15 protein-coding genes are annotated in these 25,451 nt (G+C 46.1%); 5 read left to right on the top strand and 10 right to left on the bottom strand.

Annotation, left to right across the window (positions count from 1 at the left end):
* Window positions 1-52 precede the first annotated feature (52 nt).
* From JC606_RS00985 to JC606_RS00965, 5 genes are all read left to right on the top strand, one after another.
* A complete protein-coding gene (locus JC606_RS00985) occupies window positions 53-1,774 on the top strand; it encodes a glycoside hydrolase family 9 protein (protein WP_198777616.1) in 1,722 nt (573 codons plus the stop codon).
* A 2-nt stretch (window positions 1,775-1,776) separates the two neighbouring features.
* The gene (locus JC606_RS00980; RefSeq protein ID WP_137407252.1) at window positions 1,777-2,661 is read left to right on the top strand and encodes an N-acetylglucosamine kinase; all 885 of its coding nucleotides are present in this window, start codon (window positions 1,777-1,779) and stop codon (window positions 2,659-2,661) included.
* A 12-nt stretch (window positions 2,662-2,673) separates the two neighbouring features.
* A complete protein-coding gene (locus JC606_RS00975; protein WP_198777615.1) occupies window positions 2,674-4,608 on the top strand; it encodes a beta-N-acetylhexosaminidase in 1,935 nt (644 codons plus the stop codon).
* A gap of 127 nt (window positions 4,609-4,735) precedes the next feature.
* Window positions 4,736-7,141 (top strand): GH36-type glycosyl hydrolase domain-containing protein, encoded by a 2,406-nt coding sequence (locus JC606_RS00970; protein ID WP_198777614.1) that lies wholly within the window; start codon window positions 4,736-4,738, stop codon window positions 7,139-7,141.
* A 73-nt stretch (window positions 7,142-7,214) separates the two neighbouring features.
* Window positions 7,215-8,627 (top strand): phosphoglucomutase/phosphomannomutase family protein, encoded by a 1,413-nt coding sequence (locus tag JC606_RS00965; RefSeq protein WP_061032491.1) that lies wholly within the window; start codon window positions 7,215-7,217, stop codon window positions 8,625-8,627.
* Window positions 8,628-8,759: 132 nt separating this feature from the next.
* On the opposite strand, the gene JC606_RS00960 is transcribed toward JC606_RS00965, so the two are convergent.
* The 10 genes from JC606_RS00960 to hrpB all read right to left on the bottom strand — a co-directional run bounded on the left by JC606_RS00960 (window position 8,760) and on the right by hrpB (window position 25,391).
* Window positions 8,760-9,788, bottom strand: a complete 1,029-nt coding sequence (locus JC606_RS00960) for an ABC transporter ATP-binding protein (protein ID WP_061032490.1) — start codon at window positions 9,786-9,788, stop codon at window positions 8,760-8,762.
* On the bottom strand, window positions 9,788-11,413 hold the full coding sequence (locus JC606_RS00955) for an ABC transporter permease (protein WP_198777613.1): 1,626 nt from the start codon (window positions 11,411-11,413) through the stop codon (window positions 9,788-9,790). The genes JC606_RS00960 and JC606_RS00955 overlap by 1 nt, the downstream gene beginning before the upstream one ends.
* Before the next feature lie 248 nt (window positions 11,414-11,661).
* Window positions 11,662-12,675, bottom strand: a complete 1,014-nt coding sequence (locus tag JC606_RS00950; protein WP_102426158.1) for a Fe(3+) ABC transporter substrate-binding protein — start codon at window positions 12,673-12,675, stop codon at window positions 11,662-11,664.
* Window positions 12,676-12,970: 295 nt separating this feature from the next.
* Window positions 12,971-14,200 (bottom strand): ammonium transporter, encoded by a 1,230-nt coding sequence (locus JC606_RS00945; protein ID WP_076655082.1) that lies wholly within the window; start codon window positions 14,198-14,200, stop codon window positions 12,971-12,973.
* Window positions 14,201-14,227: 27 nt separating this feature from the next.
* The gene (gene glnK / locus JC606_RS00940; RefSeq protein ID WP_004738200.1) at window positions 14,228-14,566 is read right to left on the bottom strand and encodes a P-II family nitrogen regulator; all 339 of its coding nucleotides are present in this window, start codon (window positions 14,564-14,566) and stop codon (window positions 14,228-14,230) included.
* 223 nt (window positions 14,567-14,789) lie between these two features.
* The gene (locus tag JC606_RS00935) at window positions 14,790-15,158 is read right to left on the bottom strand and encodes a YacL family protein (RefSeq protein WP_061032487.1); all 369 of its coding nucleotides are present in this window, start codon (window positions 15,156-15,158) and stop codon (window positions 14,790-14,792) included.
* A gap of 159 nt (window positions 15,159-15,317) precedes the next feature.
* A complete protein-coding gene (gene acnB / locus JC606_RS00930) occupies window positions 15,318-17,906 on the bottom strand; it encodes a bifunctional aconitate hydratase 2/2-methylisocitrate dehydratase (protein ID WP_198777612.1) in 2,589 nt (862 codons plus the stop codon).
* A gap of 272 nt (window positions 17,907-18,178) precedes the next feature.
* The gene (locus JC606_RS00925) at window positions 18,179-20,518 is read right to left on the bottom strand and encodes a patatin-like phospholipase family protein (protein ID WP_198777611.1); all 2,340 of its coding nucleotides are present in this window, start codon (window positions 20,516-20,518) and stop codon (window positions 18,179-18,181) included.
* Between the two features lie 38 nt (window positions 20,519-20,556).
* Complete coding sequence (gene mrcB, locus JC606_RS00920) at window positions 20,557-22,956, bottom strand: penicillin-binding protein 1B (protein WP_198777610.1); 2,400 nt, start codon at window positions 22,954-22,956, stop codon at window positions 20,557-20,559.
* The gene (gene hrpB, locus JC606_RS00915) at window positions 22,953-25,391 is read right to left on the bottom strand and encodes an ATP-dependent helicase HrpB (protein ID WP_233090025.1); all 2,439 of its coding nucleotides are present in this window, start codon (window positions 25,389-25,391) and stop codon (window positions 22,953-22,955) included. Before hrpB ends, mrcB begins: the two co-directional genes overlap by 4 nt.
* Window positions 25,392-25,451 lie beyond the last annotated feature (60 nt).

The raw sequence follows: 25,451 nt of genomic DNA, 5'->3' as shown, positions 1-25,451 counted from the left end.
AAAACAATTCAGGTACCTAGCCACAAGAAACTAGGACCTTTGGAGAATATTGATGCTGTTATTGACCAACCATATTGGCTACGAATCTTCGGCTCCTAAGCAAGCTATTCTGCAGACAAAGAAAGCGCGTTTATCCAGTACCACTGCATTGCTCGTGTGTGCCGACAACCACATTACCGTGGGTAACTTCGACGTTGTAAAACAGGGTCGCGTAGCAAACTGGCATCAAGGGCAATTCTTCACGATCGATTTCAGCGCATTCACTGAGAGCGGACGTTACTACCTGCGCTTTGACAGCCTTCGCTCTGAAGTGTTCGAGATTGGTAACAACCTACTAATGAGCCACACTTTTTCTGATGTGCTTCACTACTTTAAGTCACAACGTTGTGGCGGCATTTTTGATAAGAAAGATCGTCAAGCCCAAATTCTTGGCACCGACCGATACGTTGATGTTCATGGTGGTTGGTACGACGCATCAGGCGATGTAAGCAAGTATTTTAGCCACTTGTCGTATGGCAATTACCTAAACCCACAACAGATTCCAATGGTAGTTTGGAACATGCTTAAAAGCGTGCGCTTAACCAGCAACAACCCAGACTTCCCTAAATTCTCTATGACACGACTAATGGAAGAAGCGCTATTCGGTGCCGATTTCTTAGTACGTATGCAAGACGCGGCTGGATACTTCTACATGACAGTATTCGATAAGTGGAGCAAAGATATCAACCAACGCGACATCTGCGCGTACTCCACTCAAGAAGGCCATAAATCAACAGATTTGCAAGCCGGCTACCGACAAGGTGCTGGTGTGGCTATTGCAGCACTTGCCGCAGCGTCTGAACTAGACATATCGGGTAGCTACTCAAGCCAAACCTATCTTGATACCGCGACCAAAGGTTACTGGCACCTAAAAGAATACAACTTACAGTACCTAAACGATGGTGAAGAGAACATCATCGATGAGTATTGCGCCCTACTCGCGGCCAATGAGCTTTACCGAGTAACACAAGACGAACAATACCTTTCAGAAGCAAGAACTTGGGCGACTCGTTTAATCTCTCGCCAACAGTCAGATGATTCATTTGAGCACTTCTGGTCAGCAAACTCTGATGGCTCTCGTCCATACTTTCATGCAGCTGAAGCTGGCCTTCCAGTAATTGCTTTGTGTGAGTACATCAACAATGAAACCGATACGGAGCTCAAAGAACAAGCTCGCATTGTTGTTGAACAAGCATGTCAGTTCGAAATCAACATCACCGATAAAGTCACTAACCCATTTGGCTACCCAAGACAGTATGTAAAAAATGTTGATGGTGATAAGCGCGATGCTTTCTTCGTAGCTCAGAAGAACGAAACCGGCTACTGGTGGCAAGGTGAAAACGCACGTCTTGGTTCCATTGCAACCATGGCTTACCTCGTTCAACCACATATTAAAGATCACGGCTTGCAAGAACGTTTAATCCAACTTTCACAGAACAGCCTCAACTGGATCTTGGGCCTTAACCCTTACCACATGTGCATGCTTGATGGTCACGGTCATAACAACCCTGACTACTTACCTCAGCTTGGCTTTTTCAATGCCAAAGGCGGTATCTGTAACGGCATTACCGCTGGCTTTGAAGATGATCAAGACATTGCGTTTAATCCACCAGCACAAAAAGATGACATGCTTCAAAACTGGCGCTGGGGCGAACAATGGATCCCTCACGGTGTTTGGTTCCTATTGGCAACCGCTGCGCAATTCAATTTCCTAGCACAGCGTAAGGAGCAATAATCATGACGCTTTACTACGTAGGTATTGATGGTGGCGGCACGTCTTGTCGTGCTCGTATTCGCGATGACCAAGGCACACTCATTGGTGAAGCGAAAAGCGGCAGCGCTAACATCCTTTTAGGTGTTGATGTTGCGATGAGCTCAATTATTGATGCGATTACTCAAGCAGCACAACAAGGGCAACTCGAATCAAGTCATTTTTCAAATATGCATGTCGGCCTTGCACTGGCTGGTGCTGAGCAAAAGTCAGCATGGTTCAACTTCATGGCTCAGCCACACCCTTTCGCCAGTATGACGCTCAACACCGACGCTTACGGTGCTTGCATTGGAGCTCACAATGGCCAAAACGGCGCCATTATGATAGGTGGAACAGGTTCATGCGGCATCTACCTACAAGATGGCGAGCAACATGTCGTTGGTGGCCGTGAGTTTCCAATTTCCGACCAAGGTGGCGGCGCGGTGATGGGTCTTCGCTTGATTCAACAAGTTCTGCTGGCAGAAGATGGCATTCGCAACAAGACAGCACTGACTCAACACGTGATGAACCACTTTGGCAATGATGTTGATGCCATCGTCGAATGGTCAAAAGGCGCTATTCCAAAAGACTATGGTCAATTCTCGCCAGTAATTTTTCAACTAGCTAACGAAGGCGATGAGCTCGCTATCGAGATGCTCAAGCAAACCGCCGCTGATATCGAAATGTTTGTACTAGCACTGCATCGCAAAGGCGCGGACAAGGTATGCCTGATGGGCAGTATCGCAGAGCGCATTCTCAACTGGTTATCACCACCAGTACAACAATGGATCGTTGAACCTCAATTTGATGCTATCGAAGGCGCATTGATGTTTGCCGGAAAACCACAACACAACTTGTATCAACAGGCTTAGCAGGGAAGTTATATGAATTATCGCATCGACTTAGCTGTTCTTTCTGAACAAAAAAACAACTGCCGATTTGGCCTTACGGTACACAACTTAAGTGATCTTGACGTAACTGATTGGTCACTCCATTTTGCATTTGACCGATTCATCCTTCCAGAGAGTCTGTCGCAAGGTGAATTAACTCAAGTAGGAAGCTTTTGTTCTTACCAGCCAAGTGCCAACGTGTTAAAGGCGAACAACCATTACTACCTTGAATTCAGTATTCAAAGCGCTCCATTCCGTTTCTATTCTGATGGTCTCAATGACGCCTTTATCCAAACACATCATCAAGGCGAAACCTCGGTACTACCAGTAGCAATATCACCAATAGTGCTGGCTTCACCATATCGTGAACGCAGCCAAATCCCAGAAGTGGATGCGGCACAGGTAGCACTGATCCCCCAACCGAATCAATTCGAGTTGAAACAAGGCGGCTTCGCACTGAACAAAGAGTGCAAAGTTGAAGTTCAGTCTCACCTTGCAGAGAAAGCCAGTGCTTGGCTACAACAAGAATTACTGACGACGTTTGAGCTAGCGGTTTCAACAGAACTATCACCAGAAGAAAACGGTGACATTCTACTGCGTAGTAATCCGACTTTAGATGAAGCCGAGCACAAGCTAACGATCACAACTCAGCAAGTGGTCGTAGAATCCGGCAGCCAATCAGGCTTTACGCATGCCGTCGCTAGCTTAATCCAATTGGTTCAACAACAAGATGCTGAACACTTCTCTGTGCCATGTTGCAAAATCGCCGATCAACCTCGTTTCAAATACCGAGGCATGATGTTGGACTGCGCACGTCACTTCCACTCTGTGGAGCAAGTGAAGCGTTTAATCAACCAACTGGCGCACTACAAATTCAACGTTTTTCATTGGCACCTAACCGATGATGAAGGTTGGAGAATCGAGATTAAGCGACTACCTCAACTCACTGAAATCGGTGCTTGGCGAGGCCCTGACTATGCATTGGAGCCGCAATATACCCATATTGCGGAAAACTACGGCGGCTTCTACACACAGCAACAGATTCGCGAAGTTATTGAATACGCAGAGCAACGTAGCATCACGGTGATCCCAGAGATCGATATCCCAGGACACTGCCGCGCCGCGATCAAATCACTGCCTGATATGTTGGTAGAGCAAGCGGACACCACTCAATATAAAAGCATTCAGCACTACAACGACAATGTACTAAACCCAGGTTTATCGGGGACTTATCAGTTCTTAGATATCGTTATTGAAGAAGTCGCTGAACTCTTCCCGAGTGAATTGATTCACATGGGTGCAGACGAAGTGCCACCTGGAGTGTGGACCAACAGCTCTGCTGCTCAAGCACTGATGAAAGAACATCAATACCAAGACAGCAAAGATCTACAAGGCCACCTGTTCCGCTATGCCGAGAACAAACTTAAGCAGCTAGGCAAACGCATGGTGGGCTGGGAAGAGGCACAACACGGCGACAAGGTGAGCAAAGAGACCATCATCTACTCGTGGCTCAGTGAAGAAGCCGCCGTGAACTGTGCTCGCCAAGGCTTTGATGTGGTTCTGCAACCCGCACAATTTACTTATCTCGACATGACCCAAGATTATTCCCCGGAAGAGCCGGGCGTAGATTGGGCTGCCGTTATCCCATTAGAACAAGCTTATACCTACGAAGCGCTTGCTGAGATATCCGACACCGACCCAATTCGTAAGCGGATCCGCGGAATTCAGTGTGCTCTATGGTGTGAGATCGTCACCAACCAAAAGCGTATGGATTACATGGTATTCCCAAGAATTAGCGCTTTAGCTGAAGGATGTTGGACACACAAAAACAACCGAAACTGGCTTGATTACCTGTCTCGCCTAAAAGTTCACTTGCCGCTACTCGACAGACTCAATGTTGATTACCGCAACCCTTGGAAAGCTGAATAAAACAAAACCACAGCATGCTCATACCGAGTGATAGCTGACTCAAATTAAGGTGCTCAGTCCAACAAAACTCAGCATCACTATTTAAAAATTAGCTGCATAGATGCAGTTTGTTAAAAAGGAAATGACAATGAAATACGGCTATTTCGATAACGACAATCGCGAATACGTCATCACTCGCCCTGATGTACCAGCACCTTGGACCAACTACCTAGGTACTGAAAAGTTTTGTACTGTAATTTCGCACAATGCGGGCGGTTACTCGTTCTACAATTCTCCGGAATACAACCGTGTTACTAAATTCCGTCCAAACGGCACCTTTGACCGTCCAGGACACTATGTTTACCTGCGTGATGATGAGACTGGTGATTACTGGTCTATCTCTTGGCAGCCAGTGGCAAAGAGCCTAGATGAAGCGAACTACGAGGTTCGTCACGGCCTGTCATACTCAAAGTTCAAATGTGAATACAGCGGCATTACCGCAACCAAAACGCTATTCGTACCTAAAGGTGAAGATGCAGAAGTTTGGGACGTTGTGCTAAAGAACAACACTGATAAACCACGTACTATCAGCACATTCTCATTTGTAGAGTTCTCGTTCAGCCACATCCAATCAGACAACCAAAACCACCAGATGTCTCTGTACTCTGCGGGCACGTCTTACCAAGAAGGTGTGTTGGAATACGATCTGTACTACAACACTAACGACTTTGAAGGCTTCTACTACTTAGCGTCAACCTTCTCACCAGACAGCTACGACGGTCAACGTGACAACTTCCTTGGCATGTACCGCGATGAAGCTAACCCAATTGCGGTTGAAAACGGTAAGTGTTCGAACAGCGCTCAAACCTGTTACAACCACTGTGGTTCTCTGCATAAGCAATTTACCATTCAACCAGGTGAAGAAGTTCGCTTTGCTTACTTACTAGGTATCGGCAAAGGCAACGGTGAGCGCCTACGTGAAAAGTACCAAGACACTGCAAACGTAGATGCAGCGTTCCAAGGCATCAAGGATCACTGGGACGAGCGTTGCAACAAGTTCCAAGTTAAGTCTCCAAACGAAGGCTTAGACACCATGATCAACACCTGGACACTATACCAAGCCGAAACCTGTGTGGTTTGGTCACGCTTTGCTTCATTCATCGAAGTTGGTGGTCGTACTGGTCTGGGTTACCGTGATACGGCGCAAGATGCTATTTCAGTACCTCATGCCAACCCACAAATGACCAAGAAGCGTATTATCGACCTGCTTCGCGGCCAAGTGAAAGCGGGCTACGGTCTACACTTGTTCGATCCAGACTGGTTCGATCCAGAGAAAGCCGACGTTGAGCCATCAAAATCACCAACGGTTGTTCCAACACCGTCAGATGACGACAAGATCCACGGCATTGAAGACACATGTTCTGATGATCACCTATGGATCGTTCCGACCATCATCAAATACGTAATGGAAACTGGCGAGCACGAGTTCTTTGACGAAGTGATTCCTTACGCAGACGGTGGTGAAGCAACAATTTACGAACACATGAAAGCGGCACTGAACTTCTCTGCAGAATACGTTGGTCAAACGGGGATCTGTAAAGGCCTACGTGCTGACTGGAATGACTGTTTGAACCTTGGTGGCGGTGAATCGTCAATGGTGTCATTCCTACACTTCTGGGCGCTACAAGAATTCTTAGACTTAGCTAAGTTCCGCAATAACGACGCTGATGTTGCGAAATACACAGAAATGGCAGCGAACGTTCGTGAAGCGTGTGAAACACACCTTTGGGATGATGAAGGCGGTTGGTACATTCGTGGTCTAACCAAAAATGGCGACAAGATCGGTACCGCTCAACAAGCTGAAGGTCGTGTACACCTTGAGTCAAATACACTAGCAGTTCTATCTGGTGCGGTTTCTCAGGAGCGCGGTGAGAAAGCGATGGATGCAGTCGACGAGAACCTATTCTCTGAATACGGCTTGCACCTAAACTCTCCATCGTTCGCGACACCAAACGATGATATCGGCTTCGTCACTCGCGTTTACCAAGGCGTAAAAGAGAATGGCGCTATCTTCTCTCACCCGAACCCATGGGCTTGGGTAGCAGAAGCGAAACTTGGCCGTGGTGACCGTGCGATGAAATTCTACGATGCACTTAACCCATACAACCAAAACGACATGATTGAAACACGTTACGCAGAACCGTACTCGTACGTGCAGTTCATCATGGGTAAAGACCACCAAGACCACGGTCGTGCAAACCACCCATGGTTAACCGGTACTTCTGGTTGGGCATACTTTGCGGTAACCAACTTCATTCTTGGTGTTCGCACAGGCTTTGAAGGCTTAACCGTAGATCCTTGTATCCCAACAGATTGGCCAGAGTTTGAAGTGACTCGTCAATGGCGTGGTGCGACATACAACATCACAGTACAGAACCCGAATGCAGTAAGCAAAGGGGTTGCCTCTATCACTATCAACGGTGAGTCAGTAGAAGGCGCAATCCCAGTTCAAGCAGAAGGCAGCGTGAACGATGTTGTCGTTGTTCTAGGCTAGTCACGCAACTTAACCAACCACTCTTGCCTCAAGCCTATTGGGTTTGAGGCAAAGAGACTAAAAGGATTTTCTAATGATTAAATTTGGTACAGGTGGCTGGCGCGCTTTCATTGGTGAAGAGTTCACCAGAGAGAACGTTCGCCTTGTCGCACAAGCGCTGGCAAACATCATCAACAATGAAGATGCAGCCAAAAATGGATTTGTGATCGGTTACGACCGTCGCTTCCTTTCCGATAAAGCTGCATGTTGGTTTGCTGAAGTTTTAGCCGCTAACAACATCAAAGTCAGCTTCATCGATAAGTTTGTTCCAACCCCTATCGTCATGTTCCAAGCGAAAGAGATGGGCTGCACCTACTCGGCATGTATTACCGCTTCTCACAACCCAGCGGATTACAACGGAATCAAGGTGTTTATTGAAGGTGGTCGCGATGCTGACGAGATCATCACAGAGAAGATAGAACAGCAAATCGCAACTCTAACCAACGAAGACGTTATCCGCGTCGACTTCGAACAAGCGTTGAATGACAAAGAGATCGAGATCATCAACCCAATGAACGACTTTGTTGATTCGATCATTAACTTCATCGATATCGAGTCAATCAAGAAAGCGAATCTGCGCGTACTGATTGACCCAATGTTTGGTGTAGCGAAGAACGCCCTACAAACGGTTCTGATCAATGGCCGTTGTGATGTCGACGTGATCAACGATGGTAAAAACCCAGATTTTGGTGGATTAATGCCATCACCAAGCGCAGCTACGCTCTATCGCTTGAAGCACTTAGTTGCAGCTGAAGGGTATGACATCGGTATTGGTACCGATGGCGATGCTGACCGCTTAGGTATTATCGATGAGAAAGGTAGCTTCATTCACCCAAACGAAGTGCTACTGCTGCTTTACTACTACTTGTTGGAATACAAAGGCTGGAAAGGATCGGTAGTTCGCAATATCGCAACCACTCATCTACTCGATAAAGTGGCGGCCGATCATGGTGAGAAGAGCTTTGAGGTTCCAGTAGGCTTTAAGCATATCAGCTCGCAAATGGAAGCCGACGACTCTCTGATTGGTGGTGAAAGTTCAGGTGGTTTAACCATTCGCGGCCACATCAAAGGTAAAGATGGTGTCTTCGCATCTAGCCTACTGGTTGAGATGATCAGTGTAACGGGCAAGAAATTGTCTGAATTACTTGATGAGATCTACTCGAAATATGGCTATGCCTACACCGCTGAAGGTGACTGCAAATTCAAACCTTCAGAAAAAGAAGCGCTCTACACCAAGATCTACGTAGAGAAGCAACTGCCTGAGTTTGAGTATGAGATTGAAAAAGTCAGCTATGAAGATGGTGCCAAGGTGTACTTTAAGAATGGCGGCTGGGTTATTGCTCGTTTCTCTGGAACAGAGCCTTTACTACGAATCTTCGCTGAAATGGAAGATAAAGAGACTGCAGAACGTGTTCTTCAAAAAGTGAAAGACTTCCTCTCTCTATAGGGCTTATAGAGTGCAGCAGTTTTGTATGGGACTTAACAAACCACTGCCTTGTTAAAGCCTATAGGTGAAGAACTCTTGCCCAGTACTTTGGTGAAAGTACTGGGCCTTTTTATAGCTGAGCCACTAAACCACCTAAAAAGCCAGTACGCCTTTAGTGTCTACTTTCACGGTCACTGGCATACCAACTTCTAACGCTTCCGACGAAGTCGCCAGTAGCTTTTGCCCATTGGCTTCAATCACATAGCGACAATGGTCACCCATGAATTGCTGCTCCAATACTGACAAGTTACTGTCTGTATCATGGCTCGCGACAATGTGCTGAGGTCGTAGTAACAGCGCACACTCAGAGCCAACATCAATCTCCGTTTGCGCTTTTGCTTCCACTAAGCCCAAGCTGGTTTCGAATTCATTATCTGAGATACGCTGAGCATTTAAGTAACTACCACCACCTAAGAAATCAGCCACAAACTTGCTTGATGGGTGGAAGTACAACTCAGATGCTGAGCCATATTGTTCAATCACACCATGGTTCATTACGGCCATTTTATCCGCAAAGGCAAACGCTTCTTCACGACTGTGAGTAACAAAAATAGCGGTTACGCCCTGCTTCTTAAAGATCTTGCGGATTTGAGAAATCAACTCATGACGAACTTGGGTATCAATGTTCGAGAACGGTTCATCAAGTAGCAATAAATCAGGCTTGTAAGCCAAAGAGCGAGCAATAGCGACACGTTGCTGTTGTCCACCAGACAACTGATGAGGATAGCGCTCACCATATTGATCAAGGTGAACCAGCTCTAGCATCTCTTTCACTTTTGCTTTCTTGTCTTGCTCAGACATATCACGCAGTCCAAATGCCACGTTCTGATTTACGGTAAGGTGCGGAAACAATGCATAATCTTGGAAGATCATGCCGATGTTACGTTGCTCTGGTGGTAGCCAATTCTTACCATCATCAATAGTCTGACAGTTAAGATTCATTACCCCATGGCTCAACGGAAGTAATCCAGCAATCGCCTTTAGTAAGGTTGTTTTACCACAGCCACTAGCGCCAAGTAGGCATACGATCTCGCCATGTTCAACTTCAAGAGAAAGTGACTCGAGAACCGTTTGAGACTCATACTTACAAGTCAGATCTTTAATAGATAATGCACAGCTCATTAGTTTTTTTGCTCCAAAGAACGGTTGACGATGATCAATGGGATTAGACCCACCAGTACAAGTAACACAGCAGGCATCGCAGCCAGCTCTAGATGCTCGTCTGAGGCATAGTTATAAACATAGGTAGCTAGAGTTTCAAAGTTAAACGGACGCAGCAATAGCGCTGCATTCAACTCTTTCATCGATTCGAGAAACACCAATAGTCCTGCAATCAAAGCACCACGCTTAATCAGAGGCAAATGCACTCGGCGTAACATCTGGTTGGTGTTACAACCCATGGTCTTTGAAGCCATATCCAAAGACGGCGACACTTTACTTAGGCTACTTTCCACACTGCCGATAGCAACCGCAGAAAAACGCACTACCATCGCAAAAATAAGCGCGAACATAGAGCCAGAGAAGATCAGCCCCGGACGTCCCCACTCCATCACTTTCGCAATATCATTAATTAAGTGGTCCATGAACAAAACCGGCACCATCACACCAATTGCCAACACGGTGCCAGGTACGGCATAACCCATAGAAGCAAGACGCGTGTATGCCTGACTTCTCTTGCCTGGGCTTACTCGCTGATTAAAGTTCACAATGAGAGCAATGATCACACCGATGATCGCAGCCACAATAGAAACATATAAGCTGTTAACCGCGTATTCTCTAAATTCTGGAGTCCAGCTTTGACCGAAGTATTTATAAGCATAAATAATTAACTGACCAAGCGGGAACAAAAATGCGACGCAGACTAGCCCCCAACACCAAAACATTGCTAGCCATTTTTTCCAACCAGACAGGTCATAACGAAAATCTTCACTACTACTGAATTGATTTTGAAATAGCTTCTGTTTACGGCGACTGTATCGCTCCGAGCTTAACAATAGAATCACGACAACCAACATGATTGCCGATATTTTCGCCGCCGCGGTCAAGCTTGAGTAGCCTAACCAGGTATCATAAACCGCCGTTGTTAAGGTGTTCACCGCAAAGTAGCTGACCGTGCCGAAGTCACCGATAGTTTCCATGGCAACAAGTGATAAACCGACAGCCATTGATGGGCGCACAAGCGGCAAAGAGATGCGGCGGAAGCTTTCCCAAGGTGAGCATTTCAATAATCTAGCGGATTGGAGTAGAGAGACGTTCTGCTCCATGAATGCAGCACGGCACAACAGGTATACATAAGGGTATAGAACAAGTGACAGAACAATAATTGCGCCAGACAAGGTTCTAATGTCCGGGAACCAATACTCCCCAGGCCCCCAGCCAGTTAGGTCGCGAAGCAGAATCTGCACAGGCCCGGCGAAGTCAAACCAATCGGTAAAGATGTATCCAACAATATAAGCTGGCATTGCGAGTGGCAAAACTAATGCCCACTGCAACACTTTCTCACCCGGCAAGCGACACATCGCCATGATCCAAGCTGAGGGGATACCAAATAGCAGCGACAAGAACATGGTTCCTATCACTAAAACGACAGTGTTATAAGCGTAAGTCGGCATCACTGTGGACATCAAATGAGAAAACAGCTCATTTGTTTCACCCACAGCGGTGGTGAATATCGCTAAGATAGGAAAAACCAGTAGTAAAGCTATCAAACCACTACTGGTGTTCCATAAATAATTCTTTTCTTTCATCGCCTAATTACAACGAGGCTTAATGAAACACAAATGCAGTTGCAAATACATCTCATGCCCTTTTAGTGGTGGGGGTTATTTATACCCATATACGGTAATGACTTCAAGGAGCTGTGCTAATAACTCTCAAGATCAAACGAGAGCTTTGTTTCAAAAAGTGACTTAACTAAAAACAAAACAACCTCAAGTACCCAAAACGGCAACTTGAGGTTGTTAAATCTAATATTGGCCGAAGCCTATATTAATAATTACAGGTCGAATTTAACTTCGTCTAGAAGCTTGATTGCAGCTTCGTGGTGATCTGCAATTTGGTCTAGAGAGATAGTATCTGCTTTGAATTCTCCCCAAGAAGCTACTAGCTCAGAAGGTTTAACATCAGCTTTAACTGGGTATTCGTAGTTTACTTCTGCGTACATACCTTGTGCTGTGTTACCAGATAGGAATTCCATTAGCTTAACTGCGTTCTCTTTGTTTGGAGAGTACTTAGCCATTGCCATACCAGAGATGTTTACGTGAGTGCCTGTCGTCTCTTGGTTAGGGAAGTTAATGTAAACAGCGTCAGCCCAAGCTTTTTGCTCTTTATCGTTAACCATCTTACCTAGGTAGTAGCTGTTACCAAGAGAAACGTCACATAGACCTTCTTTGATAGCTTTAACTTGTGCACGGTCGTTACCTTGAGGCTTACGAGCTAGGTTTGCTTTTACGCCTTCTAACCACTCTTTAGTTTCCGCTTCACCTTTGTGAGCAATCATAGAAGATACTAGAGAAACGTTGTATGGGTGCTTACCGCTACGAGTACAGATTTTACCTTTGAATTCAGGCTTCGCTAGATCAGCGTAAGTGAAGTCTTCACCTAGACGGCCAACGCGGTCACGTGAAGAGTAAACGCTACGAGTACGTGTTGTTAGAGCAAACCACTCGTTGTCTGTATCTTGGTATTGAGCCGGGATGTTCTTTTCTAGAACGTCGCTGTTTACCGCTTGAACTAAGCCTTTTTCAGTTAGCTCAGATAGACGGCTGATATCAACTGTTAATACCACGTCTGCAGGGCTGTATTCACCCTCTTGAGCTAGCTTTTCTGCCAAACCTTTCTTAGCAAACTTAACATTTACCTCAATACCCGTCTCCTTTGTGAACTCATCGAACATTGGCTCAACAAGGAAAGGTTGGCGGTAAGAGTATACGTTTACTTCTTCTGCAGCCATTGCTGCTGGTGCGATAGTGCTGCACGCAAGAGCTGAAAGAGTTAGCAGTTTTTTCATGGTAAAATCCTTTATATCGAAATGATAATCTATATCAGTTGCGTTATTATATTCATCAATAACACAATTACAATGATATCCGACAAAAAAATTGTTCGCTCTGCGCCATCAGCCTCGCACTTTTGTAACAATCTATTTCAAAGTGACCGCTTATTCTTGCGAAGAGTTGCCGGCTAGCTCGGTTTATCTAAATCAATCAAAACTACTCGACCATTAATAACAAAACCCCACAACCAATGGCTATGGGGTTTTCTTTGTCCTGCCTAACCCGTTCAGGTTAGACAAATGCTATTGATTATTTTACTGATACAAACTCTGGGTAAGCACCAACACCACAATCGTGCATGTCCATACCTTCTAGCTCTTCGTCTTCACTTACACGGATACCGATTGTTGCTTTAAGTACAGCCCATACCGCCAGGCTCGCACCGAATACCCAAGCAAAGATTACTGCTGCACCGAATAGTTGAGCACCGAATGTAGCGTCTGCATTGCTTAGTGGCACAGCCATTAGACCGAAGAAACCACACACACCGTGCACTGAGATTGCACCTACTGGATCATCAATCTTAGCTTTATCTAGAGCGATGATGCTGAATACAACCAATGCGCCAGATACCGAACCAATTGCTACTGCAAATAGAGGTGATGGTGATAGAGGGTCTGCAGTGATTGCTACTAGGCCAGCCAACGCACCGTTAAGAATCATGGTTAGGTCCGCTTTACCCCAGGTTGTCTTACATACTAGTAGTGCTGCGATTGCACCCGCTGCTGCTGCTGCGTTGGTGTTAAGGAAGATTTGACCCACTGCTGTTGCGTTCTCAAAATCTGAAACCATCAGTTGAGAGCCGCCGTTGAAACCGAACCAACCAAACCAAAGGATGAACGTACCTAATGTAGCAAGTGGCATGTTTGAACCAGGAATTGGGTAGATTTCACCATTTTTACCGTATTTACCTTTACGAGCACCAAGTAATAGAACACCCGCTAACGCTGCTGCTGCACCCGCCATGTGTACGATACCTGAGCCTGCAAAATCACTGAAGCCTGCTTCTGATAGGAAACCACCACCCCAAGTCCAGTAACCTTCCATTGGGTAAATAAATGCAGTTAGTACTACAGAGAAGATTAGGAATGACCAAAGCTTCATACGTTCAGCTACTGCACCTGATACCACAGACATTGCGGTTGCAACGAATACTACCTGGAAGAAGAAGTCTGATTCTAAAGAGTGGTCTGCGCCTTCACCTTGAGTACCAATCAGAGTACCGAATGATGGTAACCAACCGCCTTCGCCGTTATCGACATACATAATGTTGTAACCAACGACTAAGAACGCAGTACATGCAATCGCGTACAAGCAGATATTCTTAGTTAAAATCTCTGTGGTGTTCTTTGAACGAACTAGGCCAGCTTCTAACATTGCGAAGCCTGCTGCCATCCACATTACCAACGCACCTGAAATGAGGAAGAAAAAAGTGTCTAGTGCGTAACGTAGTTCCGTTACTGTTGTTGTAAGTTCCATATTAAAGTCTCCAGTCCTTGTAATTCTTTAAAGTGCTTCTGCATCCATTTCACCAGTACGGATTCGTACAGCTTGGCTTAGGTCATACACAAAAATCTTACCGTCACCGATTTTGCCTGTGTGTGCTGCTTGGCTGATCGCTTCAACAACTCGGTCAACGTTTTCAGCTTGAGTAGCAATCTCTAGCTTCACCTTTGGAAGGAAGTCGACTTGGTATTCCGCACCACGGTATAATTCAGTGTGTCCTTTCTGACGACCAAAGCCTTTCACTTCAGAGACCGTCATACCTTCAATACCCACATCAGACAGCGCTTCACGTACGTCATCTAATTTGAATGGCTTAACAATGGCATTTATTAGTTTCATATTCGTTCCTTAAATTCTTCACTAATTCCGTTAATTCTCTTATTACAATCCAAGTTGTGTGCCAAAAAGTTAACTTGTTGATTTTTAATAAGATGAAGATAATTAAGCACTAATAAAAAAAAGGCCGCACCAATTTGGTGCGACCTTTTCACTATCTTAATGCGTAACTCTATTATTGCTCCAGTTTTGGGCAACGGAGTCTTAAGCACTGTTATAACAACGGCTAGTACCCTAGAAACTCAACCCAGCGCTCGATTAGCAACTCGAAGTCGTCAATTCCACAGCTTGCTTGGCTCTCGCAGTTGTAAAAGTCGAACTCACTGCCCTCTTCCATTTCTTGCTCATGACCTAACACGTTTTCTTGAATCGTTACTTCATCCTCATTGATCGCTAGACTGATCTCTTTACCAAGTAACGTCACTTCGTTGCTCAGATCCTGTCGTGATTGCTCGATAAGCGCCATCACATGATCTAATTTCTGCTTATCTTTACCGATCTCTTCTTGTAACCAGCGGCCAACGATTTCATGTCCCATGCTGCATTTCACGTAGTACTCACCCATCAGAGTGTTTCTTGTAAATTCGAATTCCATAGTGGCTCCACGCAGTAACTGCAGACAGGGTTAAAAATGAGGCGAGAGTATATAGTGAAGTGATCAATAGATCGAGTCACTCGTAGCCCAGTATTCAGACATAAAAAAACGCCTTCTACGAATAGAAGGCGTTTAATTAGTTACTTAGTCAATCAGCGATTATGCTGGTTCTTGGAAAATAACTGTATCGGCTTTTTCCGTGTACTGACCCATTTTATGGAAGTTCAGGTAACGGTATGTATCTGCAGCCGTTGCATTGATCTTATCCGCGTACTCTAGGTACTCTTCTTTAGTTGGAATACGACCAAGAATCGCACCAACCGCAGAAAGTTCAGCAGATGCTAGGTAAACGTTAGCACCTGTACCCAAACGGTTCGGGAAGTTACGAGTAGACGTAGACATTACTGTCGACTGGTCTGCAACACGTGCTTGGTTACCCATACATAGAGAACAACCCGGAGTTTCGATACGAACCCCGGCACGACCGAAGATACCGTAGTAGCCTTCTTCTGTTAGCTGGTCTTTATCCATCTTAGTTGGCGGAGCCACCCATAGACGAGTGCTTAGCGAGCCGTTGAACTCTTCAAGCATCTTACCTGCAGCACGGAAGTGACCAATGTTGGTCATACAAGAACCGATGAACACTTCTTGGATCTCTGTGCCTTGAACATCAGAAAGAAGACGAGCATCATCTGGATCGTTTGGTGCACATAGGATTGGCTGATCGATGTCAGCAAGGTCGATTTCGATAACGTGAGCGTATTCAGCATCTGAATCGGCAGACAGCAACTCAGGGTTCGCTAGCCACTCTTCCATTGCCGTAATACGACGTTCGATAGTACGTACATCACCGTAGCCTTCAGCGATCATCCACTTAAGCATAACGATGTTTGAGTTCAGGTACTCTTCGATAGACTCTTGAGACAGCTTAACTGTACAACCTGCCGCTGAACGTTCAGCTGAAGCGTCAGAAAGTTCGAACGCTTGCTCAACAGATAGGTGCTCGACACCTTCGATTTCTAGCACTCGACCAGAGAATTCGTTGATCTTACCTGCTTTCTCTACGGTTAGTAGACCTTGCTTGATGCCGTATAGAGGGATTGCATGTACTAGGTCACGTAGCGTGATACCTGGCTGCATTTCACCTTTAAAGCGAACCAAGATAGATTCAGGCATATCAAGAGGCATAACACCTGTTGCTGCCGCGAATGCTACCAGACCAGAACCCGCAGGGAATGAGATCCCTAGAGGGAAACGAGTATGCGAGTCACCACCTGTACCTACAGTATCAGGAAGAAGCATACGGTTTAGCCATGAGTGGATAACACCATCACCAGGACGTAGTGAAACACCGGCACGGTTCATGATGAAATCAGGTAGCGTATGGTGCGTATTAACATCAACTGGTTTCGGGTATGCCGATGTGTGACAGAAAGACTGCATCACTAGGTCAGCAGAGAAGCCAAGACAAGCAAGGTCTTTAAGCTCATCACGCGTCATAGGACCAGTAGTATCTTGAGAACCTACTGTCGTCATCTTAGGCTCACAGTATTGACCCGCGCGAACGCCTTCAACACCACATGCTTTACCAACCATCTTCTGAGCTAATGTATAGCCTTTATCAGATGCAGATGGATCAACAGGCTTAGCAAATAGGTCTGTTTCTTCTAGACCAAGAGAAGCACGAGCACGACCTGTTAAACCACGACCGATGATAAGTGGGATACGACCACCAGCACGAACTTCATCCAGCAATACTTTGCTTAGTTCGAAGCTAGAGATCTCTTCACCGTTTTTACGTACAACACCTTCATATGGGAAAATATCGATAACATCGCCCATGTTCATGTTTTGAACGTCTAATTCAATCGGAAGTGCGCCTGAATCTTCCATCGTGTTGTAGAAGATTGGAGCAATTTTACCACCAAGACAAACACCGCCAGTGCGCTTGTTTGGTACGAACGGGATATCTTCACCCATGAACCAAAGTACTGAGTTCGTCGCAGACTTACGAGAAGAACCTGTACCAACAACATCACCTACGTAAGCAAGCTGAATGCCGTCTTTTTGCAGTTCTTCGATTTGAGCGATTGGGCCAACCGTACCTGGTTGATCTGGGTTGATGCCATCACGTTCCATCTTCAGCATCGCTTTTGCGTGTACTGGAATATCTGGACGAGACCATGCATCAGGTGCTGGAGATAGGTCATCGGTGTTCGTTTCACCAGTGACTTTGAATACTTTTACAGTGATCTTTTCAGCGACTTTATCTTTCGCTGTGAACCATTCTGCATCAGCCCAAGATTGAAGGACTTGTTGCGCTGATTCGTTACCAGCTTTAGCTTTCTCTTCTACGTCGTAGAACGCATCAAACATCAGTAGAGTGTGAGACAGTGCTTTCACAGCGATTGGAGCAATCTCAGCATCATCAAGTAGAGATACTAGAGATTCGATGTTGTAACCACCTTGCATAGTACCAAGCAATTCTGCAGCTTTTGCTTTGCTTACTAGTGGAGATGCTACTTCACCTTTAGTGATAGCCGTTAGGAAGCCCGCTTTTACATAAGCAGCTTCATCTACGCCTGGTGGAATGCGGTTTTCTAGTAGGTCAAGAATGGTTTCTTCTTCACCTTGAGGTGGGTTCTTCAGAAGTTCAACTAGGCCAGCTACCTGCTCAGCATCTAGTGGTTTTGGAACAACTCCTTCGGCAGCACGTTCTTCGACGTGTTTACGGTAGGCTTCAAGCACGACTTTTTTCCTCTCATTGCGGTTCACTTCTCACCTTCATAATTGTTAGTAAAATAAAGAAGTGAACATCCTTGGAAACTTGGCTCTCCATTGCCATTTTTGTCATTCAATTTGTATTGATGAGCGGCGTCATAGAGGCCAAACTGTGGGCGGTAGAATAGCAAATTTAACGTTAAATTAAAATCTTATCATTTTGACCAACATAGCAAGTTAAGACGAAAGTCCCACTATTTTTGCCTATTTACGCACTAAAATGACGACTCTACGCATGATTATTTGTAAGACGTACCAACAATCAAGTAAACCGAATCGAAGTTATCTTCCGTGCGTCCATAAGCCAAGATGATTGGCCCAATTGGGGAATCAACACCCGCGAAAACCGAGCCCGCGGTGTACATCGGCGCTTCATTAAGCTTCAATTCATTGTTCGACCAAACGCCACCATGTTCGATGGATGCGCCTATATAGAACGGCGACTCAAAGAGACCGAAGTCATTATCAAACCACTTATAGCGATAGATCAGACTGGTGTACGCTAAGTTCTGACCGATCAAGCTGTTTCTCGGGATACCAGATAGGTTCAAGAAGCCGCCTAGCTCTTTCGGATCGATAGGAAAAACTGAGTTCTTGCTCTCAACAATACCGTAATCGACTTTTCCGACTAAAGTATGCTTTTCATAGCTTTTTGCAGCCATTAGATTGGCGGAAAACTCATAGACTGTATCACTTCCAGAGGCCAACTCCTCATCTCCAATCGAACTGTTATTCTCAAAGTCATCATGAGAGACAAGGTACTCTAAATCAACGAAGTAACCTTCGGTTGGCAAACTGAAGTTGTCTAAGGTATCCAGTCGATAACTGATGAAACCGCCTACGCGATTGTAACTACCACCACCCAGTGAAGGTAACGAGGCCACTTCTACATCACCATCGGTATAGCGAACACCAAACTTAAGTTCTTGCCACAAAGTAGGTTGATAACCTAACGCCAATTCACCTATGTATTCGCTGTATGACATCGGAACATAATCTTGAGTTACGTCTAACGTAGGCTCCTCAATCTCATCAATTCCTGCGGGTAGGTTTCGATTCTCTTTACTGTAAACAATCGAAGCAGAGGTAAATAACTTCTGGCTTGAGAAGAACGGTGAGTAAAGTTCCGCTTCAATTCGCTTATCCGTACCCATTTCAATATTGGTTCTCAACTCAGCACCATGCGAGTTGATGTCGGTGAAGTTCGCTGAAACACCGAGTGAATATTGACTCTCGGTAGAGAAATCGTCTTCAAGGAAGAATCGAAAGTTGAGGTAATTAGGCCCCCAAGACTTTTCATCCACATTCACCGTAAGTTGATCTTCACCATCAACGTTTTCGAATTCATAAGTCACCAACTCAAAGCGATCCAACGCATAAAGGTCTTGCACCTTTGCCTCGATTTCGCTGGTTTTGAGAACCTTGCCTGAATGAAGGTTCAAACGGTTTTCGAGCAGCTTATCTGAGTAATGGGTATTGTTATTAATGACCACTTTATCTACCACGGTTTTATCACCATGCTTCAGCTGCCTGCGAGCTTTTTGTTTGTCTTCGATATAGTGTTGGTAATCAGCATTCGAGAGTGACAACTTAGAAAGTTCAGCAGAGTGCTCCTTAGCAGACTCGTAACCGGCTTCGTAAGCTGATGGCATTTTATCGAATTCAGTGGTTTCCATTTCTCCAACATCAGGTTGGAGTAATACATCATTGTCTGTAAGTGTTTCAGCTTGTTCCTGAGTACTACGCTGGACAAGATAATTGGAGAGCTGGTCGGCTGCGGCTAAAAAGGTCGTAAAATCTTCTTTGCCTTTGTAGTTGGTACTGATATCAACCGCAATGATGATATCTGCGCCCATCGCTCTTGCGACATCAACAGGCATATTGTTGGTTACGCCACCGTCAACTAGCATTCGCCCATCAACTTCATAAGGCGGAAGAGCACCAGGTACCGACATACTTGCCATCATGGCATCGACAAGGTGACCATGGTCAATCACGACTTCTTCAAGTTCAATTATGTCGGTTGCCACTGAGCGATAAGGGATAGCAAGATGATCGAAAGAGTCGAGTGGTGACAGGTTACCTGTGGTTTCACGCAGAATACGCAGCATATTCTGACCTTGTACCACGCCTTTTCTGGCTTTGATTTCTCCCCAACCTAAACCAAGATCGGTATTCAGTTGGTAGCGGTCTTCATACTCTTTATCTCGTACACGACGATCGCTACGGTTTACACGATCACGGTAACCGCGATTCCAATCCACCGTATAGATAAAGCTTTCAATCTCGTCGGCGCTCATCCCTGTCGCATAAAGACCACCAACGTATGACCCCATACTGGTACCGGTAATGCAATCAACCGGGATTTGCATCTCTTCGAGCGCTTTAAGTACGCCAATATGGGCAGCACCTTTTGCACCGCCGCCCGCTAAAACAACAGCAACCGTTGGCCTCTTATGAGCTTGTTCAAGTTCCACATGCTCGGATGAATCAACCTGTGCCGCAGTCGCTGCGAACAGTTGAAAACTGATCACAGTACCGACCATACCTAAGCTGCTCACTAACCAACGAGAAATCATTATTTAAACTGTCCTTGTCATTATTTTCTGTTATGACTTTACCATTGAAAAAGCTTCTTTAGCCACTGTTTTGGTTGACTTTCACAGCTCTTTTTAATGTTTCCATTTTCATCCCAAACCGGCAATTTAACTGCGCCATCACAGTCAAACTCCAACGCACCGTCAGACGTACGAGTGAAGCTCGCGGTTGCGATTCCGGTTGGCCATGGCAGTAGTAGCTGCTCAGGCGTTCTCTGCTTCAAGTAATCAGCGTAGACACGCAATGCACCACTAGAACCAGTAAGCTTTGTCGGTTTATTGTCATCACGTCCAAGCCAGATGGTTGTTACTTCGCGCCCATCAACACCCACAAACCAACTATCGCGGCTGTCATTACTGGTACCTGTTTTACCGGCCAGCCCTGCCCATGCAAACTGGTTCTGTAGGAATCGCCCCGTCCCTTCCGATACACCACGTTTCATTGCGTAAGTGGTTAGCCAAGCGGCTTGCTGATCAACGCGCTGCGATACTCGAGGGATTGATTGGTATAAAACCTCACCGTCACTATCAACCACTGAGCGGAGCGCAGACAAAGGTGCGATACGGCCAGAGTTAGTGATCGTCTGGAACATCTGAGACACTTGGAATGGTGTCAGAGAGAACGCCCCCAAAAACATCGATGGTACTGGACGAATTTCATTTTTATCGACACCCAGTGTACCTATGGTATCGGAGACCTTATCAATGCCTAACTGCATCCCTAGACGCACAGTTGGTACGTTATAAGACTTAGACAGTGCCACATATAAAGGCACTTCTCCGCGGAACTTACGGTCGAAGTTTCTCGGGCTCCATACGCTGCCCTTACGGCCTTTCAAGCTGAGTGGTGTATCCATCAAAGTCGTCGCAAGCGTGTACTTTTCTGGCTGCTCAAGTGCGGTTAAATAAACCGCCGGTTTCACCAAAGAACCGATAGGACGGCTTGCATTCAAGGCACGGTTAAAGCCGTCATAGCCAGTACGCTTACCACCGACCATTGCACGGATTTCACCAGTGTTTCTATCTACCGCGATCGCTGCAGCCTCTAATTTATCACCTGCCGTTTTCGATAGTTCAGGCACCTTGCGAGCAATCGACTTCTCTAGCTTGTCTTGCGAAACCGGATCCAAAGAGGTGAAGACACGTATCCCTTTCTTAGCTTGGAACCTATCACCAACATACTTTTTCAGCTCGATATTGACCTGTTGGAAATAAGCAGGCTGACGGCTGGCAATGCGCGGATTGTCTTGGATATCCAAATCACGGCTTGCTGCTTCTTCATATTGTCTTGGGGTCAAAATATCTTGTTGCATCAACAAGCGCAGAACCAGATCGCGTCGAGTTTTAGCGCGCTCAGGGTAGCGAACCGGGTTGTAATACGATGGTCCTTTCACCATGCCCACCAGCAAGGCTAACTGATCAATACGCAGTTCTTGAATCGGTTGGCCGAAGTACAAGCGCGAAGCCAAACCAAAGCCGTGAATCGCTTCACCGCCATTTTGACCAAGATAAACCTCGTTTAAGTAAGCCTCTAAAATACGGTCTTTGCTGTAACGATGATCCAAGATAAGCGCGATATAAGCCTCACGAATCTTACGCCAAAGCGTACGTTCACTAGATAGGAACAGGTTTTTCGCGAGCTGCTGTGTCAGCGTACTACCACCTTGTACAGTGCGCCCAGCCTTGACGTTAACCACCATCGCACGAGCAATCGCTAAAGGTGAAACACCATCGTGCTGATAGAAGTTTCTATCTTCCGTCGCGAGCAAGGCATCAACCATCACCTCTGGAAATTGGTTACGTTTTAAGAACAGACGTTGTTCATCGTTACTTTTCTCAAGCATGCCCAACATCTTAGGTTCGACACGCAAATACCCCATGTCGCCTTTCTTCTCTAGCGACTGAATACGAGTTAACTCATTACCATTGAAGTGCAGCATCACGTGACGATCAGCTTCCGGCCCGTCGACAAACTCGAACGGACGACGAATCATCTCAATTTTAGTTGATGAAGATGAATATTCACCAGGATGACGAGGGGAGCTCACCTTACGATAATTCAGCACATCCAATTCATTCTTCACCTGAACAAGGCTGACCTGAGTACCTGGAGATAAATCCAACACACGCGCATAAACAACCGTTGGTAAATCAAACAGCTGGCCTTCAAAGCGCTGCTTCACCACAGAGTCAAGATAGATACCAACAAACAATAGCAATGCAGCCAGTGCTAGGCCCGCTTTCCACGCGATGCCCCACAGGATCTTTAACCAACCTCTGTTACCCGCCTTTTTCGCTTTTGATTTGCCTTTCTTGGCCGTCGCTCTCGGCTTTCTTGGTTTCGCTTTGGTCGCTGGTGACTTCTTTGCTGGCGCTTTTTTAGGTGGTGCCTTTTTTGGCGTTAACATTTTGGTCATCATCGGTTCAACTGTCGTTTGGTTTTAGTGGTTGCAACATGGTTAGCAGGGTCATCAGGCCAAGGGTGTTTTGGGTAACGACCTTTCATCTCTTTTTGCACTTCTTTGTACACGCCAGCCCAAAAGCCAGCTAAATCCTGAGTAATTTGTAATGGGCGCTGTGCAGGAGAAAGTAATTCAAGCACAACCTTTTTACGCCCTTGGGCTATCAATGGTGAGTCTTGTTCACCAAAGACCTCTTGCATTCGAACCGAGATCACGGGTTCAGATTGATACTGGTATCGGATCGCTTTTTTACTGCCTGTCGGCATCACATAATGTGTTGGCAGCCACTGGTCAATCTCTTGATTCAGAGGCCAACCGAGATACGCCGACAGTGCCTGCTCAATCGAAACGTTTGCCAGCCCTTTCGCAGATTTAACGCCGTTCAAATACGGCGATAACCAAGTATCAAGATGTTCTACTAGGCTCGCGTCATCCATCGCAGGCCAATCATGTTCTGGCATCCAAAGCTGAGCGCAACGCACGCGTTCAACAAGTTGCTTCGCCGCTGGCGTCCAATGTAAAAGGTCCAGCCCACATCGAGCGATGTAATTCAACAGCGCTTGGCTAATCTGACTTGCGTCCGGCTCAGGTAAAGCCTTAGTGCTGATAACAAGCTTACCCAAAGCAACTCGCTGCTCGGCAACTAATTTGCCACGTTTTTCATCCCAGTCGGCATAATCGGAACAAACAAAAAGCTTAGGAAACGCGTCTTCTAACTGTGTAATATCAACGGGGGTCGCTAAGAAGATCTGACTAGCACGCCCGGTGCTACGCATCAAATCAATCACCACGATATAATCATTGTTTGCCAATGGATCATCATCACGCACCTCTGCACCGTGACCGTTCGCTAACAGAAAAGCATTACTATTGGCACTTCTTGCTTGAGCAATTCGGTCTGGGAATGCAAAACAAAGCACCAATGGTAGCAATGATTCGTCAAGTTGTGACAAATCTAAGTGATGATTCAGTTTGCTAGCGAGGTTTTTCGCTCGCTGCATCACAACGCTATTTTTCGTGTGCTTTCTCTGCTTTAGCCTATGTAGCGAATGCTGAATATCCGAGACATTGCGCTCTGGCTCTTCCAACAACGCAGCGGCAACAATAGCAACATTCAACATGGCTTGGCTGCCCTGCTGCGCTTTGATCAGCATACTGGCGATACGCGGCTCAATACCTAATCGCTGCGCTTGCTTACCTAACGAAGTAAACTGACCATGGGTATCTAATAGCTCAAGGCTTTGCAACAATTGTCTAGCTTGCTCTATAGAGGCACGTGGCGGAATATCAAGCCATTGCAGTTCATCCGCATTTGCAGCGCCCCACTGGGTCAACTCTGCCACCAGCGAAGAGAGGTCTGAATGGAGAATTTCCGGTTCAGGTACAGCCGGTTGCTGCATTAACTGCGTTTCGCTGTACAAACGAACACACAGCCCTTCTTCAATTCGCCCAGCACGACCCGCGCGCTGCTCAGCGGAAGATTGTGAGATTTTGACTTGCTCGAGCTTAGTGATACCAGTTTTCAAATCAAACTTAGCGACTCTTTCAAGCCCTGAGTCCACCACTAATCGAATACCTTCGATAGTCAAAGAGGTTTCAGCGATATTGGTAGCCAATACCACTTTGCGGCGTCCTTTCTCCGATGGTGCAATCGCCTTCTGTTGCTGAGAAAATTTAAGCTGCCCGTACAGAGGGCACACATCAATGTCACTGACTAAGTTCTCTAATTGAGCTTCTACCTGCTTTATTGCAGACACTCCTGGTAGGAACGCCAATAGTGACCCCGACTCCTTCTCCATCAGAGAACGAATCACGTTAGCCATTTTAGGCGCCAAGTAATCATTAGTATCCAGAGGCTGGTAACGGAATTCAACCGGAAAAGTGCGACCTTGCGACTCAACATACTTAGCCTCTGGCAACAAGGATTGCAGAGCTTGCTGATCTAAGGTGGCCGACATCACTATCACTTTCAGATCATCACGCAGCGCTTCTTGGATCTCCAAGCTAAACGCCAGTGCCGTATCTGCATGAATGCTGCGCTCATGGAATTCATCGAAGATCACCATATCGACCCCAGTCAGTTCAGGGTCAGTTTGGATCATTCTGGTCATGATACCTTCGGTAACGATCTCTAAGCGAGTTGCGCTGCTGGTTTTAGATTCGCCACGAACTCTAAAACCGATGCTCTCCCCCACCTTCTCTCCCAATTGACTCGCCAAGTAAGCCGCAATATTTCTTGCAGCCAACCGCCTTGGTTCAAGCATGATAATTTTGCCTTGAACGGCTTTGGTCTTAACTAACTGTAAAGGGAAGAATGTTGACTTACCCGCACCGGGAGCCGCTTTAAGAATTAGTTGAGTGTGTGTTTCTACGCCAGCGAGCAGATCTGGCATCACAGCTTCTATGGGCAGTTGTGGCAATGGGAGAACCTTGTGGTGTAATGTTGGCAACAT

It is taken from the genome of Vibrio sp. IB15, from assembly GCF_016406055.1.
Classification (GTDB): Bacteria; Pseudomonadota; Gammaproteobacteria; order Enterobacterales; family Vibrionaceae; genus Vibrio; species Vibrio chagasii.
This window is presented reverse-complemented; position numbering and strand designations above follow the sequence as displayed.